The sequence below is a fragment of the Deltaproteobacteria bacterium genome (assembly GCA_016930875.1).
GTDB lineage: Bacteria > Desulfobacterota > Desulfobacteria > Desulfobacterales.
In genome coordinates this window covers 1-17,214 of sequence record JAFGFW010000092.1, presented here as the reverse complement: position 1 = coordinate 17,214, position 17,214 = coordinate 1, and the positions used below count along the sequence as shown (strand labels likewise).

The window sequence follows — 17,214 nt, the reverse complement described above, 5'->3', positions numbered from 1 at the left end:
TTTTTCGTCAATTCCGCTTTTGTGTGCAGATGAGAACTCTCGGAAGTTCAGGGTTCTTGAAAAAAGGTAAAAAGAGCTAGAGGTGAGATTTCAATATATCCATCGTCATTTATACAATTAGCAATACTCCGTTCAGTTTTGTTGCCTCCTTCTGAAGGACCATCGATCCTACTTCGAATTAGGGCCTTTGCTTCAAGGTTTGGTTTTTTGTGCAATCTGTTCAGGATTGCTCTTTCGATTTTTATGACTTTCAGTTGTCTCACCCTCTTGAATTCGTCACTTGACAAACTCTCCGGGGAGGACGGTTGTCATCCTTCCCGTTATTGTGAACTTACGTGAACTTGTAGTCTTATCTATCGGCAAAACTGCACTCCACCATTAGGTCCATTTCCTAACAAATCTTGGGTCGTGAGCTGAACGACAACAGTGCGAGTCAAGCAGGAATTCATGAACGAAGAAAAGATCGCGTGGGGCCGAAGATTCTGGCCAAGGGGCAACTGGAAAGAAGCGTGTTCTTCAGGATGGTTCTGAGTGGGAAATGGCTAGAGGCTGAAATTGGTGAAGGAGGGCCACCGAACAGTTGAGTTAAGAAAGGAGGAAATACCTACTCTCTTCATTGGGCCGGTGGCCCCCCATAGGCAATGAATGCATTGATAGTCTCAGCAAAGACCATACCACAAAAGGGGGCGTCAAGGACGGTTATACAAATACGCCTTGCCCGAATACACGTGAGGACATCATACTAAAACAAAAAGCTCTTCCTTCGGAAAAGCCAAGAAAGGCCCAGTGGAAGGACCATAACGAAGACAATGATGATTAAGGTCAGCATCGGCCCAACATGAAGCATCGAGTAACTGAAAGCCACCGTGGGCAGAAGGACGATGCGAACCGCAGCCCTGATGGTGTCATGCCTGGCAATGAAATCAGCTATGGGTGGTGAGTATGCGTAATAGGTCTTAACGAACATCCGTCCGGAGGCACAGGGAAGAAGATGCGCATCCCTGAATTTTCTGAGCGTTGCCACGTGTGGCTCCAGGAGCGACCCAAAGGCTGCTGTTGCAATGAAACAGTTGTCGGATGTTTCAGACGTTTCGGCCTCTCCTTCATTTGAATAGTCGGAATATTCCATCACGTCAGTACCCGAAGTTACAGACGTCGTTTCAGAGTCGGTGTAAGTCCTGACACGATAGCGATAAGTGGTGTTGGGCTCTAGGCCGGAATCGCTGCATTTGGTCACGTTGGCACCGACGGTGGCTATCTCACTGTAGGTACCGGAATCGGAGTCCGTTTCACTCCCGTCCTCAGAATCCGTTTCACTACTCGTGGTTTCAGAGGCAGTCTTTCTCTCAATCTTGAATCCCGATTCATCGGTAGAGTTATCTGTCCAGGTGAGATCGATTTGGTTGCGGGAGACGGCTGTTGCTGAGAGACCGCTTGGAGCGGCAAGAAAAGTTCTGGCGTCATCCTCATCGGAATAGCTGGAGTTGGCAGTGCTGCTGTAAGCCCTTACGCGGTAATAATAGACAGTGCAATCAGTCAAACCTGTATCGCTGTAAGTCGGAATATTTGCATCAACAATAGCAATTTCTGCATGGGTTCCATATAATCCGATCTTACGTTCGATTCTGAAGCCCGATTGTTTTGAGGAATTGTTTGTCCAGGAAAGATCAATCCGGCTGCTGGAGACTGCTGTTGCCGACAAACCGCTTGGTGCCAGTAGATAGGTTGTGGCATTATCCTCATCGGAATAACCGGAGCTACCTATGCTGTCGTATGCCGTTATCCGGTAATAGCAAGTGGTTGCTTCACTCAAACCGGTATCACTGTAAGTTGTAACATCTGCATCAACAACAGCTAATTTTGTATAGACATCGACTGACTCAATCCTACGTTCGATTTCGAAGCCTGATTCGCCCAAAGAATTGTCTGTCCAAGAAAGATCAATTTGGCTGGTGGAGATAGCCTTAGCCGACAGAGTGCCTGGTGCGGCCGGACGGGTTGTGGCATTATCCTCATCGGAATAACCGGAGCTACCTATGCTGTCGTATGCCGTTATCCGGTAATAGTAAGTAGTTGCTTCACTCAAACCGGTATCGCTGTAGGTCGTAACATTTGCATCAACAACAGCTAATTTTGTATAGACATCGACTGACTCAATCCTACGTTCGATTCCGAAGCCTGATTCGCCTGAGGAATTGTCGGTCCATGAGAGGATTATTTGACTGGCGGATACTGCTTCAACCAATAGATCGCCTGGTGCAGCTGGATAGGTTGTGCCACCACCTTCATTGCAATGGGAGGAGTCGCCACGGCTGTTATATGCCGTGATCCGATAATAGTAAGTGGTTGCTTGACTCAAATCCATATCAGTGTATGTCACAGCATTTGCCTCAACACTAGCAATTTCTGCGTAGGTTCCGACTAATCCAGTTTTGCGCTCGATCCTGAAGCCCAATTCATCAAAGGAGTTGTCGGTCCATGATAGACTGATTTGTGTGTCTGACACGGCCGTTGCTACAAGCTCGGTTGGCTCTTCGGGTACCGATATGCTGCCAATAAACTGACCAAAGCTCGCCGGTTCGGTCTCTTCATAATCGCGAATGGATTCAACATTGTAATCAGAAGTTCGGATGACGGATACCGTACCATCCTCGGTGTCGTCCCCGCGACAGGTCACGTAAACATAAGCTCCATCCGGCGTGACCGACACGCCGACCGGTTGTTTCCCAACATCATAAACTGTTTTAACTACATCGTAGTCAACCACGTCGTCAGCGGTTTGAATGACGGATACCGTGCCATTCTGGCTGTCACTGTTTCGACTTGCCACGTAGATATAGTCTCCACTCGGTGACACTGCCACACCCATGGGGGCCCGTCCAACCTTGATGCGCGTGTAGAGTCCAGTCACTTCTTCTCTGGTATTGGTATCGATGACAGATACCGTGTCATCCCCAAGATTCGTTATGTAGACGTATCCTCCATCAGGCGACACTGCCACGCCCACAGGAAGTTTTCCCAGGTCCTCAACTGTCCAGAGGACTTGACCGTTAGGGGCGGTGATTACAGAAAGCGAGCCATTTTCGGCGTCTTCGCTATTACCGTGATAATTTGCCACATAGACGTATCGTCCGTCAGGAGATACTGCCACACCTATGGGGGTGCGCCCCACTTGAATGGGAGGGCCGACTACTTCTGGGGAGCCGTCCGAGTGAATGCCGGTGTCAATGACAGACACCGTATTATCTCTCCAATTGGTCACATAGACAAAGCGTCCATTTGGCGAGGCTGTCACGCCCACAGGTTTTTTCCCAGCTTCGAGTGTATGGATGAGTTCCCCGTCAGACGTATCAAGCACATAAACGGCATTGGCATCAGGATTCGCCACATACACATATCCGTCAGGAGTGATTGCCACGCCAATAAACGCGATGCCCTGAAGCTGCTCTTGAACACTAGTGACTGTGAACGTGCGGTCAAGTATCGCGATGGTCGATACCGCGTCACTATTACGGTTTGCCACACAAGCATAAGTGGCTGACTCGGCTGGGCTGGGCTGAGTCAGAAAAAACCAGAGGACCGCAACAAAACTTAGACGCCATATTTTCTTCATAGCGTACTCCACAATACATATTTTCAGAATCATGCTCAAACAGTGGCTGAAATGTGTCATGACCGCATATAGAGCAAGAACCGTGCACAATCAGCTGGTTGCGATAGGTAGCGTATAATTACAGGTAGTTATGGAGTATTCATACGAAGGTGGGCCTGCATGATTGAGCAATAAAGGTTATAAAAATGGTAAATAATTACTCAATGCGGCGGCAAGAGGTTGCGCAGTGTGAAAATAATTACCACATCTAAGATCGCCAAGCGATCTTACATAGAGCGGAGGATTCGGGAAACCTCACGAGTCATTTCAAGGACCTTTACGGCGTGAGATTGTGTGAGGGAGCCTGTGCCACAGCTTGGCGTGATGAGGGATTGGGCCGAAATTGTCCCCCGTTTGATGCCCAGCGCCTCCAGCCGATCTGCCTGGACTTCCCATTTTTCTACCAGGCTGGAAGGCGTTTCCCTCTCAATATCTTTGCTGTCTGATGTAGGCACTATCCCCCAGGCGAGGATGCGATCCTGTTCGAAAAAGCGCTTGAGGGGCTGTTCGTACAGGGCCAGCCGATCAAAGAACCCATAAGCGTCAAAACTGAGTATGTCTGCCGGGGAATCGAGGATCAGTGACCAGTCTGTATTGGCGCATACGTGGACCCCGGCAAGTCCTCCTGCCTCGTGTACAGCCTCAATGACTTCAGAAAGGACCCTGTTGATATCTTCGCGCGAGATGCTGATAAATGCGGAAGTGCCAAAGCCTGCAAGACCTGGTTCGTCTATGAAGACAATAACCGGGACCCCACATTGTGACAGCTTTTCCACTTGCCACCGGGCCTTCATGGCTAAGGTCTTGACGACCACATCGAGCAAACGGTCATCATAAAAGAGCGCTCGTCTATCCTGATCGGTCACTCCCGTGGCCAGGGTCACAGGTCCGGTAATCTGGCCCTTAAGGGCGAGGGGAGGTTCAGAGGTTTTCTCTATTTTCTTGAGCAGAGTAAAGAAGCCTTTGGCAGTCTCTTCCGTAAGGGCAAATCGAGTCCCGTCCAGGGGCGCTTCACCCTCGGTTACCAAAAGATACGCTTCGTAAAATCGGAGGAGCTCGTCCTCAAACGTGGCCCCGGAAGTGTCGATGAAAACCCGGCCGTCTTCTTCGCTAACGCTTGGCATGCCCGGCAAGAACTGAACCATCATGCCCTCTTCCGGGTAGACCGGCAGTTGAACCCAAAGTGGTATTTCAGGTGTGTATTCAAAGACCATGCGAAGGGCCTCATCATGGTCTGCAACAGGGAGGCTGCCGATGAGGACAGGCAGCATGTCTGATTTAAATGGCACCATAATAGCTCCTGCTATCTACTCCATTGTGAATTCCGTGGTTCTTTTACAATTCACAATACCATAATCTCATTTAATTTTAGGCATTTTTTTCTTGGTTCAGGCCTGGCCAAGTGGAGATATTTGGGTAACATAGTAAGGGCCGCGAGGCAAGTCTGTTCTTTCGCTGCTGTGATTCCACTTGACTCTATGGGTAAAATGTTACATAATTTTTTTAATATGGGTGAGACATCGGACGAAAAAGATAAGGGGAAACTTCACAAAGTACTGGGTGCAGGCATTGGCTGGATTGTGGCAGGACCGGTAGGGGCCGCCCTCGGTCTTTTGGTGGGACATACGATGGAAAACAATCCGGATCTATTGGGAAAGGAGTTGCTGGGGGGTAGGCTCAAGCCATATTATGACGTCCTTCAGGTTCCGTATGATGCCAGGCCACAGGAAATCAAGGCGGCCTACAAGAGCCTTGCGCAGAAGTATCATCCTGACAGGTTTATAGATACAGACCCGGTGATTCAGGAGTTGGTCCAGGGTAAGATGACCGAAATCAATGAAGCCTATGCAAGGATTATGGATAGTGTGAAAAGGAGTTGAGCGGAGGGCGAATTGACACCTTGCGATTTTAGTGGTATTTTAATAATTAGTGTATCAGTTCAGAGTTCCTGCGCAAGGTATCTTTTCAAGCGGACTCAGCAATAAGGGGGAGACAACATGTTCGGAATAGGCATGCCGGAGTTAATCATAATTTTGGTTATTATCTTGATTATTTTCGGGGCCGGCAAGTTACCTGAGATCGGAAGCGGCATTGGAAGGGGGATCAAGAATTTTAAGAAAGCAACTTCCGGAGAGTTGGAAGAGGAGCCCGGCTCGCAAGAGCGGGAAAAACTGGCAGAGGCAGACAAGCTGGCGGAGGCAGACAAGGCAGAAGAGGAAAACAAGGCATAAAGCAACGCTTGTTTTCTATGAATACGGCCTCACACTGCGATTCAGTCGTCGTAGCCTGCGGCTACTTCGGCGAAGTCGGCACCCCCGCCCGCCTCAGGCGGGAAAAACTGTTTTCGGTTAAAAAGGGATATCGGTTTCGATGGGTTCCTTAGCTGTTGGTTCAGGCCCGCCTGCCGGACGGACAGGTCCCGGAGTTGGAGCTTGTTGTGAAAACGATTCCACCTGGTCACGCGTTCCAAGCATCTGCATGTTACGGGCTACAATTTCCGTAGTCCAGCGCTTCTTACCATCCTGATCTTCCCATTCCCTTGTCTGAAGACTCCCCTCAATATAGACCTGTCTACCCTTGGAAAGGTATTCCCCGCATATCTCACCTAGTCTACGCCAGGCCACAATGCGGTGCCACTCAGTGCGCTCTTTTTTTTCACCCGTTCCTTTATCTTTCCATTCGTCAGAAGTGGCAATGCTGAAATTGGCAACAGCCGTGCCGTCTGCTGTATAACGCACCTCCGGATCTTTGCCCAGGCGACCAATCAGGATAACCTTGTTAATGCCTGCCATGTGAACCTCCTGTTGAAGCGATTGACACGAATTCCCTTCGCCTGGATAACGGGGTAGGCTCTTAGGATCGTGCCGAAAATCTTTTGAGTTTTGCGAACAACTTGCGAATATCAAGGAGCAAGACCTTTGAAAAAAGGTCTCCGACCAAACCGCAAGGACTATAGTCGAGGCGAGTTTCAAAATCAACTGAAATCCTCCGAAAGCCACCTGAGTATCTGAAAACTCGAGGGTACAGGAAATTTCTTGATTAAGGGGCTTGTTTCGATGTAGATGTAATTGGCCTGAATATGGCTTTACGTTCAGGCACTGATTAAAAAAATTAAATCTCTTTCTTGGTTCTTGCTTGTCCAGCTTGGGGTAACATCCGTCCATGGGATATGTCTTCGACTTAAATGCCGCTCGAGAGTACGACTACTGGTATCGTGATCAACAGAACAGGTTTATTGTTGATCTCGAAGATCAGCTTCTCCTGAGGCTCCTTGAGCCAGTACGCGGAGAACGGGTTCTCGATATTGGGTGCGGCACGGGGAGACATCTGCTTATGTTTTCGGAGATGGGGCTGGACGTGACAGGCCTGGACGCTTCCACTCACATGCTTGCGGTTGCAAGGAGGAGGCTTGGGGCTCGTGCAGAGCTGCATCATGGGGTTGCCGAGGATCTTCCTTTTGAAGACAATGCTTTCAATATTGCCACCTTGATCACTACTCTTGAGTTCGTAGATGATACTCAAAAGGCCATCGAGGAGGCATGTCGTGTGGCAAAGGATCGCATTTTCTTGGGTGTTTTAAACCGTTACTCTATTAAGGGTATAGAACGGAGGATAAAGGGCATTTTTTCGGAGAGCATATATAATCGAGCCAAATTTTTCAGTGTGGGTGGGCTTACGCGAAATGTGCGGCAGGTTCTGGGAAAAATACCAATGAAGCGCGGAACAGTTCACCAATTGCCGGCCAGCTTGAGAAAATACACCATCCATATTGAGCGGTCTTCGTTGATCCAAAAAAGCCCTTTTGGAAGTTTTATTGGTATGGCAGTGACATTGGTGCCGCGCTATCGAACGCAGAATATGCCGATAGATTATGTTCGCCCGCCAAGAGGCGCTGTTTCCGAGGTGATGCCTACCCGGACGCAGTCTCGAAAAGCAGGCTAGACCTTGGAGGGTAGGGCCATGGAAGCGTATCTATATGAACGATTGAAGGACGGCAAAGTTCGATGCGATCTCTGTAACCACCGTTGCATTATCAAGGAAGGCAAAAGGGGAATCTGCGGGGTTCGTGAAAACGAGAAAGGGATGTTGAAAACTCTTGTCTACGGAAAGCTCATAGCACAGCACGTTGATCCCATTGAAAAGAAGCCCCTCTATCACGTACTGCCCGGCACTCTTTCCTATTCAGTGGCCACTGTTGGATGCAATTTCAGATGCCGTTTTTGCCAGAATGCCGATATTGCTCAGCTTCCGGCAGACCGGCAAGGGATGATTATCGGCGACCCATACACTCCAGAGGACATAGTGGCTGCGGCAGTGCGAGCAGGCTGTCGTAGCATTGCTTATACGTATACTGAGCCAACGGTGTTTTTCGAACTGGCACATGATACAGCCAGGCTCGCTCACGAAAACGGTATCCTTAATGTGTTTGTTACCAACGGCTACATGACCTCCGAGGCCGTTCACATGATTAAGCCCTACCTTGATGCGGCAAATGTAGATTTGAAGGCCTTTAACGATGACTTCTACAAAGAGCAGTGCAGCGCTAAGCGAAAGCACGTGATGGAGACACTGGCGCTGATGAAGTCGTTGGGAATCTTTATAGAGGTGACCACACTCCTTATTCCTGGTCTTAATGACGACAAGAAGGAATTAGAGCAGCTCGCCTCCTTTATCGCAGAGTCTCTCGGCCCTGAGACGCCATGGCACATCAGCCGATTTCATCCCACGTATAAGCTGACGGATCGGCCTCCCACACCGGTGGAGAGTATTCACCAGGCGCGGCAGATCGGCCTTGATGCAGGGTTGCGCTACGTATACAGCGGAAATATTCCCGGAGACGAAGGGGAAAATACATTCTGTTACGGGTGCGGCAAGCTGTTGATTGAGCGGTGGGGCTACCGAATTTCCAGAAATGTTATTGTAGATGGCAGGTGCCCTGAGTGTGGAGCAATGATTTACGGCATAGGTCTTTGATTTAGGGAATTGTGAAGGTCCATCAGCCTTTTATCCTGCTTGGGTCGTTGTTCTTATACTCAGGGGCTTCTGATGCAATCCTACGTTGTCGCGAAGCCTCTGAACGCTGTTCGGCTCTTGCTTTCCTTGTTCACGCTTGGGATCTTCCGAGCGATTCTTGCTTTCATGATAGAATACTGCCCGCATATTGAACTCTGCATCCTGATACTGCTCTTGCTCCATTTTGATAACCTCGCTCCACTTTCTGTGGCATTTGGGTCAGCTGCTTGTTCTCAGGCAACTATTTCGCAGGTCGCAGGAATCATGCCACAATTGCTTATAAGCACAATTCATGCATAATGTTGAATAGTTGCGATTGTTTGGTCGTGGAGAGAAGACGTGAAATGAGAGGCAAACCGGCTTCGGGAACTGCCGGTTTGTCAAAGTTCTGACGGCGAGTATCAGCGCCCTACCTGAATCCCTTCTGATTTTCCGTATGGAGGGCTGTTATGATGAAAGAGTCGCAATGCTTCTTTTCCAGTGGTCGAGTTCGGACATCATACTGGACCTGGATAATTCGTGAAGACTGAAGCGGAATGAAAGGGGAGTTATGGCTACGCCCCTACATAAATGCCCCTGCCGGCTCTTTTGATCTTGCCCTGTTTAAAGGCCCTGGAAACAATGTTTCTGACTTTTTTTTCGTCAAACCCCGTTTTTTTCATTAATGCGGGGACGTCAACCCCTTTTTTTGACCTCTTGATAATCTTGATTACTTCGTCAGTGGCAGTTGACGCAGAGGCTTTCTTCTTTGCGGAAGCCTTGGCCGAAGTTTTTGCCCCAGCCCTGGTCTTGGCTCTCGGTCTCCTGGTAGCCTGGTCCTTTTCAAATTTCTCGGCTGCCTTAATGATCCTTTCCATTGTCTTTGTGAGACTCTTGAGCGCCTTGGCTGTCTGCCGGGCTGCGGCTTGTGGTGTCACGGCAGCTTGAGCCTTTTCAAATTGGTCAACGGCCCGTTTCTTCAGTTTATTTTTCAGTTCTTTTGTTTTGCTTGTAAGTACGTCGAATTCCTTGGTCAAAGCCTGCAGGTCCTTTTTCAAATTTGTCATCTACGGTTTCCCCCCTTGTTTCGGTTATTGTCCTGCATGTGATCCAGCCAAAGTAGGCACTGAGTTAAACAAATAGAAGATTTTTGGGATATTGTCAAGGGATATTGAGGCATTACAGCCCACGTTCGTTCCGCCATGTTTTGCGCAAAACAGCCTTGAGCACAAATGGGTAACAAACAGATACAGTGAGACTCCGCAATACCAAAGAAGAATAGGGCAGGGCAGGCTTATTGACAAATTATGGCCGGGATTTTATTGGTACGCCCGGCCCGACTCGAACGGGCGACCTACGGATTCGAAGTCCGGCGCTCTATCCAGCTGAGCTACGGGCGCAATAGAGATGGGGTGAGTGAAGGGACTTGAACCCTCGACAACCGGGGCCACAACCCGGTGCTCTACCATCTGAGCTACACCCACCACAATACTAACTATTTTGATAACACACCACTCCCGAGTTTTCAAGGGCTTTCATAGTGCCCTCCAAACTTATGATTGACGAGAAAATGGATTTTTTGTACATAAGGATAGCAGTTCAGAAATATTTCATCAGGTGGCTTCTTGACTAGATTCTACATCTTCGTCATTCGCCTCATGCTGGGCGCTATCTGTGCCGTTGTGTTGACTCGTTTTTTTCATCCCAGAGCCAGCATTCCGAGTGTGATGGGCCTTGCCGTCATTCTCGTCGGCTTGGCCTATGTTTTGGAGTATTATCGCAGACGAAAAAAAGGGCCATAAGGAAGGGCTCATCGTTGAAACAGATTATTCTAGGCACTGCAGGTCATATTGACCACGGAAAGACAAGCCTGATCAAGGCCGTTACCGGTATAGATACGGACCGGCTAAAAGAGGAAAAGCTTCGGGGCATTACCATTGAATTGGGTTTTGCCTGGCTTGACCTTGCAAACGGCCAGCGCGTGGGTATTGTGGACGTGCCGGGCCACGAAAAGTTCGTGAAAAATATGGTTGCAGGCGCCACAGGGATCGATCTCGTAGCCTTGATCATTGCTGCTGATGAAGGTGTAATGCCTCAGACAAGGGAGCACCTCGACATATGCAAGCTCCTTGGTATTAAGCATGGTCTGGTTGTACTAACCAAGATCGACATGGTTGACGAAGAATGGTTGGAACTGGTAACCGATGATGTGCAGTCCTTTCTTAGAGATAGTTTCCTTGAAGACGCTCCCATAGTGCCGGTTTCGTCTCTAACTGGCAAAGGGCTCCCTGAATTCATGAAGTGTCTCGAGAGCTTGTGTGAAGATGTTCCCGAACGCTCCTCAAAGAGTTTGTTCCGCCTGCCCGTAGATCGCGTTTTTACCATGAAGGGGTTTGGCACGGTTATTACCGGGAGCCTCGTGTCAGGGAAGATCCGGGTGGGGGAAACGGTTACGATCTATCCCTCGGGCATCCAATCCAAGGTTCGCGGGATACAGGTACACAATCAGCCGGTGGACGAGGCTACGGCCGGCGTTAGAACGGCTATCAACTTTCAGGGTCTTGACCGCGCGGCCATAAACCGTGGCGATGTTTTGGCGCTGGCCAATACGCTGAAACCGAGCTATATGGTCGATGTAGACTTGGAGTATCTTGGATTTGACAAGAAACCTCTTAAAAACCGCACGAAGGTCCGGTTTTATACTGGCAGTAGCGAGATGGTAGGCAACGTCATCCTTTTGGATAGAGAAGAGTTGGCTGCAGGGCAAAGCGCTGTTGTACAGTTGCGGCTTGAAGATCCTGTCTCGGTGGTGAGGGATGATCGTTTTGTCATGCGCAGCTACTCCCCCATAAGGACCATAGGTGGTGGCTGCATAATCAACCCTGTTCCCGGAAAACACAAGCGATTCAAAGAGCCGGTCATGGCGAGCCTTAGACGCCTTGCTGAGATTCATTCCAAGGAAATCATAACATACCACATAAAAGAGTCCGGCCTTCAGGGCGTTGCATTTTCTGACCTCATTATCATGACGAACATTGCCGAAAAGGAGCTTGAACAGGAATTGCAACACCTGCTCTCCCAGAAGGCTGTTCTTCAGGTGGACAGGGAAAACCGCGTCTTTCTCCACGGATCTGTTTTTGATGAGCTTCGAGAGAAGACTATCCAGATTCTTGAGACCTATCACAAGGAACATCCCCTGAAAGCAGGGATGATCAAGGAGGCGCTCAAGTCCAGGCTTCCCAGGGCGCTTGGCCTGCGGAGTTTCAATCTCCTGATTCAGGAACTGAGCAAGTCAGACAAGGTGGTTCAGGAGAAGGAGATAATCCGCCTTTCAGGGCACAGGATCGCTTTAAAGGCTGATCAGAAGGATATCAGATACAAGATGCGAGAGGCTTACCTTAAAGGCGGCCTTCAGCCGCCATATTTCAAGGAACTTGTCGCTTCCATGGGAGGAAATACCGACCATGTGAAGGATGTGCTGGGTCACATGCTTGAAGAAGGGCTGCTTGTCAAGGTAAAGGAAGGTCTTTACTTTCATAAGGATGTAATTGAGGATCTGAAGAACAAGTTGGTGGCTTTCTTGCGAGCCAATAGCGAAATCACTACACCCCAGCTCAAAGAGATAACAGGTGTGTCGCGCAAATACATGATTCCCCTGATTGAGTATTTTGACGACACGAAAGTCACACTTCGTGTGGGGGATGTCCGAAGATTGCGAGAGGGATAACATGACACAGGACAAAGGATATACCAATACTTTTGGGCAGTTCCTGTCTTTGCGGGTTGTTGCAGGAATTGCCTTTGCCGCGATTGCCCTTTGGGGTTTTTGGATGTTATTGGGTTTTTTTGGGCAGTCGGATAAGTTGCACGTGGCTCAGACTGGAAAGAGCGAGCCGGTTCATGGCGCCGAGGAGGCCGAGGTGAGTGCTCATCATGATTCCGTTCCTTCTTCAGTTGAACATGGGGCAGTGCATGATAATGGCGGTGCTGGTGAACACGGTCCCACACCTGAACACGGTGCTTTGCAGGAGCATGTTCCTGCAACTGAGCACGGTGCTGTCCCCGAACACGGTGCTGCTCCGGAGCATGCTGCTCCAGCAAAGCACGGTGTTTCAGATACACCTGCTGTTGCGCCTGAACACGGTGCTCCACATGAGCCAAAGGCCGAAGGGGTTCACTTTGTGGAGGCCACCATTGAGGTCCTGGACTATGAATTAAACCAGCGTTTCTGGGGATGGCGCTGCAATGACCTGATCAAGCTTACCGACAATGTGGAGAATATTCAACTGGGAGTACTGGAAGTCGTGCGCCGCACGGCTGTGAATCTGGCGGAAAGGATTTCCCGGCATGGGGTATCAGCCGCCATTGACAAGAACCTGGAAAATGCCATGAATTGGCTTATGATCAGGCCGAGCGACTACTGGTTGCCCTCAGCAGAGGATAAGTATAACGACAGCTTGAAAGAGTTGCATAAGTATGCCGAGAAGCTTGAAAGAGGAGAAGCTCACTTCTACGTCCGCGCAGATAGCCTGATCCCGCTCCTTCTCAGCTTTGCAGACCTGGCAGGGAGTTGTGATGACAACTTGGTTAAGCAACACGAGGACGACGGCTCGCCTGTGAGCTGGTTCAAGACAGACGACTACTTCTATTATGCGAAAGGGGTTGCAATGGCCATGGCCAAGATCCTGCACGCAGTGATGGAAGACTTTTCAGATGTGATTCACACACGCCACGGACATGATCTTCTTCACCACGCAATCCATGCCTGCCATACAGCTTCTGAGCTGGAGCCATGGCTTGTGACAGATGCCTCCCTGGACGGCGTTTTGGCCAATCACAGGGCCAACATGGCTGCGGAAATCAGCCATGCCCGGTACTTCCTTAACGCGCTGGCAACGGCGCTATCCACGTAAAGAACTCAGATCCGCTTCGCTCCGCAATTGTAATACTGGAATAAAGTTGCAGAAATTCCGAGACGTTTATGTCCTCAGACTTCCAATGACCTGGCTGATATCAGAAATGTTGTTTTCCGCAAGGTAGGCGTCGAGGCCTTCCACAATCTCGACAGAGGCTCGTGGGTTCACGAAGTTTGCAGTTCCAACCTGTATGGCACGGGCCCCCACTATAAAGAACTCCAGGGCATCTGAAGCATCTATTATTCCCCCGACGCCAATAACCGGGATACGAACTGCCCGAGCGGCATTCCAGACCATTCGCAGAGCAATCGGTTTGATGGCGGGCCCGGAGAGTCCTCCGGTAATGTTGGCAAGCTTGGGCCGGCGCGTTTTCACATCTACGGCCATTGCAGTGATGGTATTTATCAAAGAAACAGCATCTGCTCCTGCATCCTCAACACTTCGAGCAATGATCGCAATATCGGTAACATTGGGGGAGAGCTTGACGATCAACGGAAGCTTAGTCTTTTCCCTGACCGCTTTTGTGACCTGAAAGGCGATCTTTGGATCAGTTCCAAAAGCCACTCCTCCGGCTTTTATGTTTGGACATGAGATATTCACCTCAATGCCGGCTATTCCATCAAGGTGTTCGATACGTTCGGACATTTCAGCATATTCTTCAATGCTGTGGCCGTATATGTTCAAAATGACAGCAACGTCGAGCGATTGAAGAAAGGGGAGTTTGTTTTCCGCGAAAGCGGCAAGTCCGACATTTTCAAGGCCTATAGCATTGAGCATGCCGCCGCATGTCTCAACTGTTCGAGGTGGTGGGTTGCCCGGGGCAGGCTTGAGAGAAAGACCTTTGATTACAAGGGCGCCTAGACGGCTCAGGTCAAACAAAGGGGCAAACTCCTGACCATATCCGAAGGTGCCAGAGGCGGTCATCACCGGATTCTTCATGGAGATGCCACCCACATTTACGGCAAGGCTTGGCTTTTCCATCCAGAGAACTCCCTGTCCCCTAATGAATGGCCGTTACCAGCGTTGCAAGGACGGAAACACCCAGGGCTATCACCAAAACGCCCCAGGCCTTGTGAGTTCTGTTGGAACCGCCTAGCCACCAGTCTGTAAGCCTTCTTACCTTTTGCCGAGGCGCAAACAGAAAAACAATGCCCTTTAGTAAAGAAAGGAGACCAAGAATCACAATGAATGTGACCTGGGAGCTTGAAGAGGCCGAGAGTAACAGGAGCACGCCGCCAATAATTGGCATGGGGCTCAACATCCTTGGGTCCCACGACTTCAACTTGTTATAACAGTTTTCTTTTACCACCTGAGTTGCAAAGAGCATCAATGTACCGAACATGATCCAAACGATGGCAATGCCAAACAAAAACCATGTCATGCGAGGCCTCCTTTTTGGCGGTTTATTTCCATGTTTTCAGATTGCGAGGCAGGTTATTCGAGTCAGGCAGAGATGTCAAATGCAAAGCTAGTGGGAATTAGTTATTGACAGTGCGCCTATTGTTAGCTATCAATTTCAGCCGTGTGCTTGGTCAGGCCGGCGGATATCGAGGCAAATCGCCTCAGCCGGGGGTGTAAAAGACAGTGTTAGACTCTATGTCAGCTAAGGCACGGTTTCTCAATAGAATAGCTCTCAGCACAAGCGTGCTTATCCTGTTATACGTTGAAGTCGCGTTTTCAGGGACCTCATGGGAAACATGGCAGGATAAGTCCGGCCCCATCCCTCTGGTAAATCAGTGTCCAATCCAACTTCTTTTCCTCCAACCAGTTCCCGACAGGGCGGAGACGCTTCCCAAGGGACATGGCTCAATAAGGCTTAACACAACTGTGACCAATACGCTCGCTTCAAAAGAGTCCGCGCACTATGAGGCCACCGTTGATATGGAGGCGATCAGGACGTCATTTGAGGTGTGCTATGGTCTGTTGCCGGGTCTCGAACTTGGTTTTGCCCTTCCTGTATCCCATTTTTATGCAGGTTTTATGGATCGTCCTATCAAGGATGTTGAAGAGGTTTTTGGAAAGACCAGAAGTATCAGGGCACAGGAGCAGGCAAACGAGTTCAGCTATTCTGTAAAGAAGGACGGCAAGGTCATCATCTCCGGGTCGGAAGACTCCACTGGAATAGGAGACCTGGTTTTGAGGGCCAAGGCAAGGGTCCTGGACCAAGTAGACACGTTGCCCGCCATCAGCGCAAGGTGCTCTGTGAAACTGCCAACAGGGCGTGAAGGCAGGGCCTTTGGAAGTGATGAACCCGACTGTGGCTTCGGCCTTTTACTTGAGAAGGATGTCAAACGTTTGAGCCTTTATTTCAACGCAGATGTGACATTTCCTGGCGAGGCCTTTGATGATGTGGGCCTTTCCCTTAAAGAGTTTTATACCCTCCTGTTGGGTGTCGAATACGCCCTTAGTCCTCGGTTTTCTATCTTGTCTCAAATGTACTATCTGACCCGGCCATTTGAACAGACAGGTGTTGAGGTGTTGGACAGGAGGATCTGTGAGTTGCTGATCGGTCTGAATTATCAAACAAGAGGAAAAATCTTTGTGCAGGCCGGTTGTGTAGAAGACATATTTGACTCCTGCGATGCTACGGCAGATGTCACGTTGTTCATGAATCTTGGCATGAATTTCTAATAATATCTTTGAATTATTACAGTTATCTTCTTGTCTTTCGGGCCTTCCACATAGAAAGGTCCTCCCGTTGCCCTGTTTCTGGAAATAGTCTCGCAACGGTATATGTATTCGTTCCAGCCTGCATCCCAGATTCTGAATGTTCCATCGGTTTGAACAATGATCTTATCCCCGAATTTAACCTGTTTACCGAATTCAACGGTGCTCACATGATATCTGGGACTGTCATTGTTGTCATAGCCTTTTCCGATATAGGCGGAAGCATGGACAGTCTTCCAGGACGGTGGGGGAAATACTGTTTCAATTGTTTCTTTGTCAACATACCTGGCGGCTTCTGATTTGTATTTGTCTCTCCACTGTTTAGAAGAATGACGTTTGCCTATCTGCAGTAATCTTAGCCCAATCTCTTCATTATGTGTGTTGCAATAGCAGTTCGCCAGTAAATAGAAATCGATACACCTTGTATCATCCGCAGAATTCCCGAGTTCAAAATACATGCCACAGATTTCATTGCCAAAGGATCCATTGAAACAGTTGGCCACGGAAAATCTCCCGTCTGCCGCTTGATATTGTCCTTGATCAAAAAGCCTTTTTCCTTGACTGAATGCCTTTTTGGCAATGCCTTCTTTAAGGTCCGGCTGATACTGAACTGCCTTTTGAAAAAGGATTCGGCTTTTTCCTATATGGCCCTTTTCTAACTCCTCACTTCCGGCTTTCATGTATTGCATTCCGACTAGATATCCGTATTTCGGGTTCAGGCGGACGGCCCTGCCAAACAGATCGTCAGCTCCACTGAAGTTGCCGGTTCTTATGTAACAGATACCCAATTGAAAGCGAGCTTCAGCATCAGCCGGTTTGAGGTTTATCCCTTTTTTTAGCAAGTCAATTGCAAGGGGATACCTGCCGGTCCGCATGAATTCCCTTGCCCGTTCCGCGTCATTTCTGAGTGTGGCATTGACTGAGGAAACAGCGATAAAGAGCATGGACATAAGGACCAAAGATAATAGGAAAACCTTTTGTTTCATT

General features: G+C 49.2%; 16 protein-coding genes and 2 tRNA genes. 8 read left to right on the top strand and 10 right to left on the bottom strand.

Annotated features, from left to right (window positions below; genetic code table 11):
• Nucleotides 1–742 precede the first annotated feature (742 nt).
• Nucleotides 743–3,613, bottom strand: coding sequence for a fibronectin type III domain-containing protein (locus JW883_08735; protein ID MBN1842347.1), 2,871 nt, complete (start codon nucleotides 3,611–3,613; stop codon nucleotides 743–745).
• A 266-nt stretch (nucleotides 3,614–3,879) separates the two neighbouring features.
• Nucleotides 3,880–4,944 carry a hypothetical protein gene (locus JW883_08730; GenBank protein ID MBN1842346.1) on the bottom strand — a complete coding sequence of 355 codons (1,065 nt, stop codon included), beginning with the start codon at nucleotides 4,942–4,944 and terminating at the stop codon, nucleotides 3,880–3,882.
• 216 nt (nucleotides 4,945–5,160) lie between these two features.
• Here JW883_08730 and JW883_08725 point away from each other — a divergent pair, with 216 nt between their 5' ends.
• Both JW883_08725 and tatA read left to right on the top strand, forming a co-directional pair.
• Nucleotides 5,161–5,532: a DnaJ domain-containing protein gene (locus JW883_08725; GenBank protein ID MBN1842345.1), complete on the top strand. Its 372-nt coding sequence runs from the start codon at nucleotides 5,161–5,163 to the stop codon at nucleotides 5,530–5,532.
• A gap of 117 nt (nucleotides 5,533–5,649) precedes the next feature.
• On the top strand, nucleotides 5,650–5,883 hold the full coding sequence (gene tatA, locus JW883_08720; GenBank protein ID MBN1842344.1) for a twin-arginine translocase TatA/TatE family subunit: 234 nt from the start codon (nucleotides 5,650–5,652) through the stop codon (nucleotides 5,881–5,883).
• 117 nt (nucleotides 5,884–6,000) lie between these two features.
• On the opposite strand, the gene ssb is transcribed toward tatA, so the two are convergent.
• Complete coding sequence (ssb, locus tag JW883_08715; GenBank protein ID MBN1842343.1) at nucleotides 6,001–6,444, bottom strand: single-stranded DNA-binding protein; 444 nt, start codon at nucleotides 6,442–6,444, stop codon at nucleotides 6,001–6,003.
• A gap of 370 nt (nucleotides 6,445–6,814) precedes the next feature.
• On the opposite strand from ssb, the gene JW883_08710 reads away from it, so the two are divergent.
• Nucleotides 6,815–7,594 (top strand): class I SAM-dependent methyltransferase, encoded by a 780-nt coding sequence (locus tag JW883_08710; protein ID MBN1842342.1) that lies wholly within the window; start codon nucleotides 6,815–6,817, stop codon nucleotides 7,592–7,594.
• Nucleotides 7,595–7,612: 18 nt separating this feature from the next.
• Nucleotides 7,613–8,626: an AmmeMemoRadiSam system radical SAM enzyme gene (gene amrS, locus JW883_08705; protein MBN1842341.1), complete on the top strand. Its 1,014-nt coding sequence runs from the start codon at nucleotides 7,613–7,615 to the stop codon at nucleotides 8,624–8,626.
• A gap of 30 nt (nucleotides 8,627–8,656) precedes the next feature.
• Here amrS and JW883_08700 read toward each other — a convergent pair whose 3' ends face one another.
• The 4 genes from JW883_08700 to JW883_08685 form a co-directional block, all read right to left on the bottom strand.
• On the bottom strand, nucleotides 8,657–8,848 hold the full coding sequence (locus tag JW883_08700; GenBank protein ID MBN1842340.1) for a hypothetical protein: 192 nt from the start codon (nucleotides 8,846–8,848) through the stop codon (nucleotides 8,657–8,659).
• Between the two features lie 371 nt (nucleotides 8,849–9,219).
• Nucleotides 9,220–9,711, bottom strand: a complete 492-nt coding sequence (locus JW883_08695; protein ID MBN1842339.1) for a hypothetical protein — start codon at nucleotides 9,709–9,711, stop codon at nucleotides 9,220–9,222.
• 256 nt (nucleotides 9,712–9,967) lie between these two features.
• Nucleotides 9,968–10,044 (bottom strand) — tRNA-Arg (locus JW883_08690).
• Nucleotides 10,045–10,052: 8 nt separating this feature from the next.
• Nucleotides 10,053–10,128: transfer RNA gene (locus JW883_08685), tRNA-His, on the bottom strand.
• A gap of 141 nt (nucleotides 10,129–10,269) precedes the next feature.
• Between JW883_08685 and JW883_08680 the strand changes: the two genes are divergently transcribed.
• From JW883_08680 to JW883_08670, 3 genes are read left to right on the top strand one after another with little or no spacing between them, the layout of a single operon-like run.
• On the top strand, nucleotides 10,270–10,446 hold the full coding sequence (locus tag JW883_08680; protein ID MBN1842338.1) for a hypothetical protein: 177 nt from the start codon (nucleotides 10,270–10,272) through the stop codon (nucleotides 10,444–10,446).
• 14 nt (nucleotides 10,447–10,460) lie between these two features.
• Entirely contained in the window at nucleotides 10,461–12,371 is a 1,911-nt protein-coding gene (selB, locus tag JW883_08675) for a selenocysteine-specific translation elongation factor (protein MBN1842337.1), read from the top strand.
• A 1-nt stretch (nucleotide 12,372) separates the two neighbouring features.
• Entirely contained in the window at nucleotides 12,373–13,557 is a 1,185-nt protein-coding gene (locus tag JW883_08670; GenBank protein MBN1842336.1) for a DUF2333 family protein, read from the top strand.
• Nucleotides 13,558–13,623: 66 nt separating this feature from the next.
• Here the strand turns inward: JW883_08670 and JW883_08665 are convergent, their stop codons facing one another.
• Together JW883_08665 and JW883_08660 are read right to left on the bottom strand one after the other, a co-directional pair.
• Nucleotides 13,624–14,541, bottom strand: coding sequence for a dihydroorotate dehydrogenase (locus tag JW883_08665; protein ID MBN1842335.1), 918 nt, complete (start codon nucleotides 14,539–14,541; stop codon nucleotides 13,624–13,626).
• Between the two features lie 19 nt (nucleotides 14,542–14,560).
• Nucleotides 14,561–14,941: a hypothetical protein gene (locus tag JW883_08660; protein MBN1842334.1), complete on the bottom strand. Its 381-nt coding sequence runs from the start codon at nucleotides 14,939–14,941 to the stop codon at nucleotides 14,561–14,563.
• Nucleotides 14,942–15,156: 215 nt separating this feature from the next.
• Here JW883_08660 and JW883_08655 point away from each other — a divergent pair, with 215 nt between their 5' ends.
• A complete protein-coding gene (locus tag JW883_08655) occupies nucleotides 15,157–16,191 on the top strand; it encodes a DUF3187 family protein (GenBank protein MBN1842333.1) in 1,035 nt (344 codons plus the stop codon).
• On the opposite strand, the gene JW883_08650 is transcribed toward JW883_08655, so the two are convergent.
• Nucleotides 16,188–17,214 (bottom strand): tetratricopeptide repeat protein (locus tag JW883_08650; GenBank protein ID MBN1842332.1); only part of this gene is annotated, 1,027 nt, incomplete at its 5' end. The two genes, JW883_08655 and JW883_08650, sit on opposite strands and share 4 nt — an antisense overlap.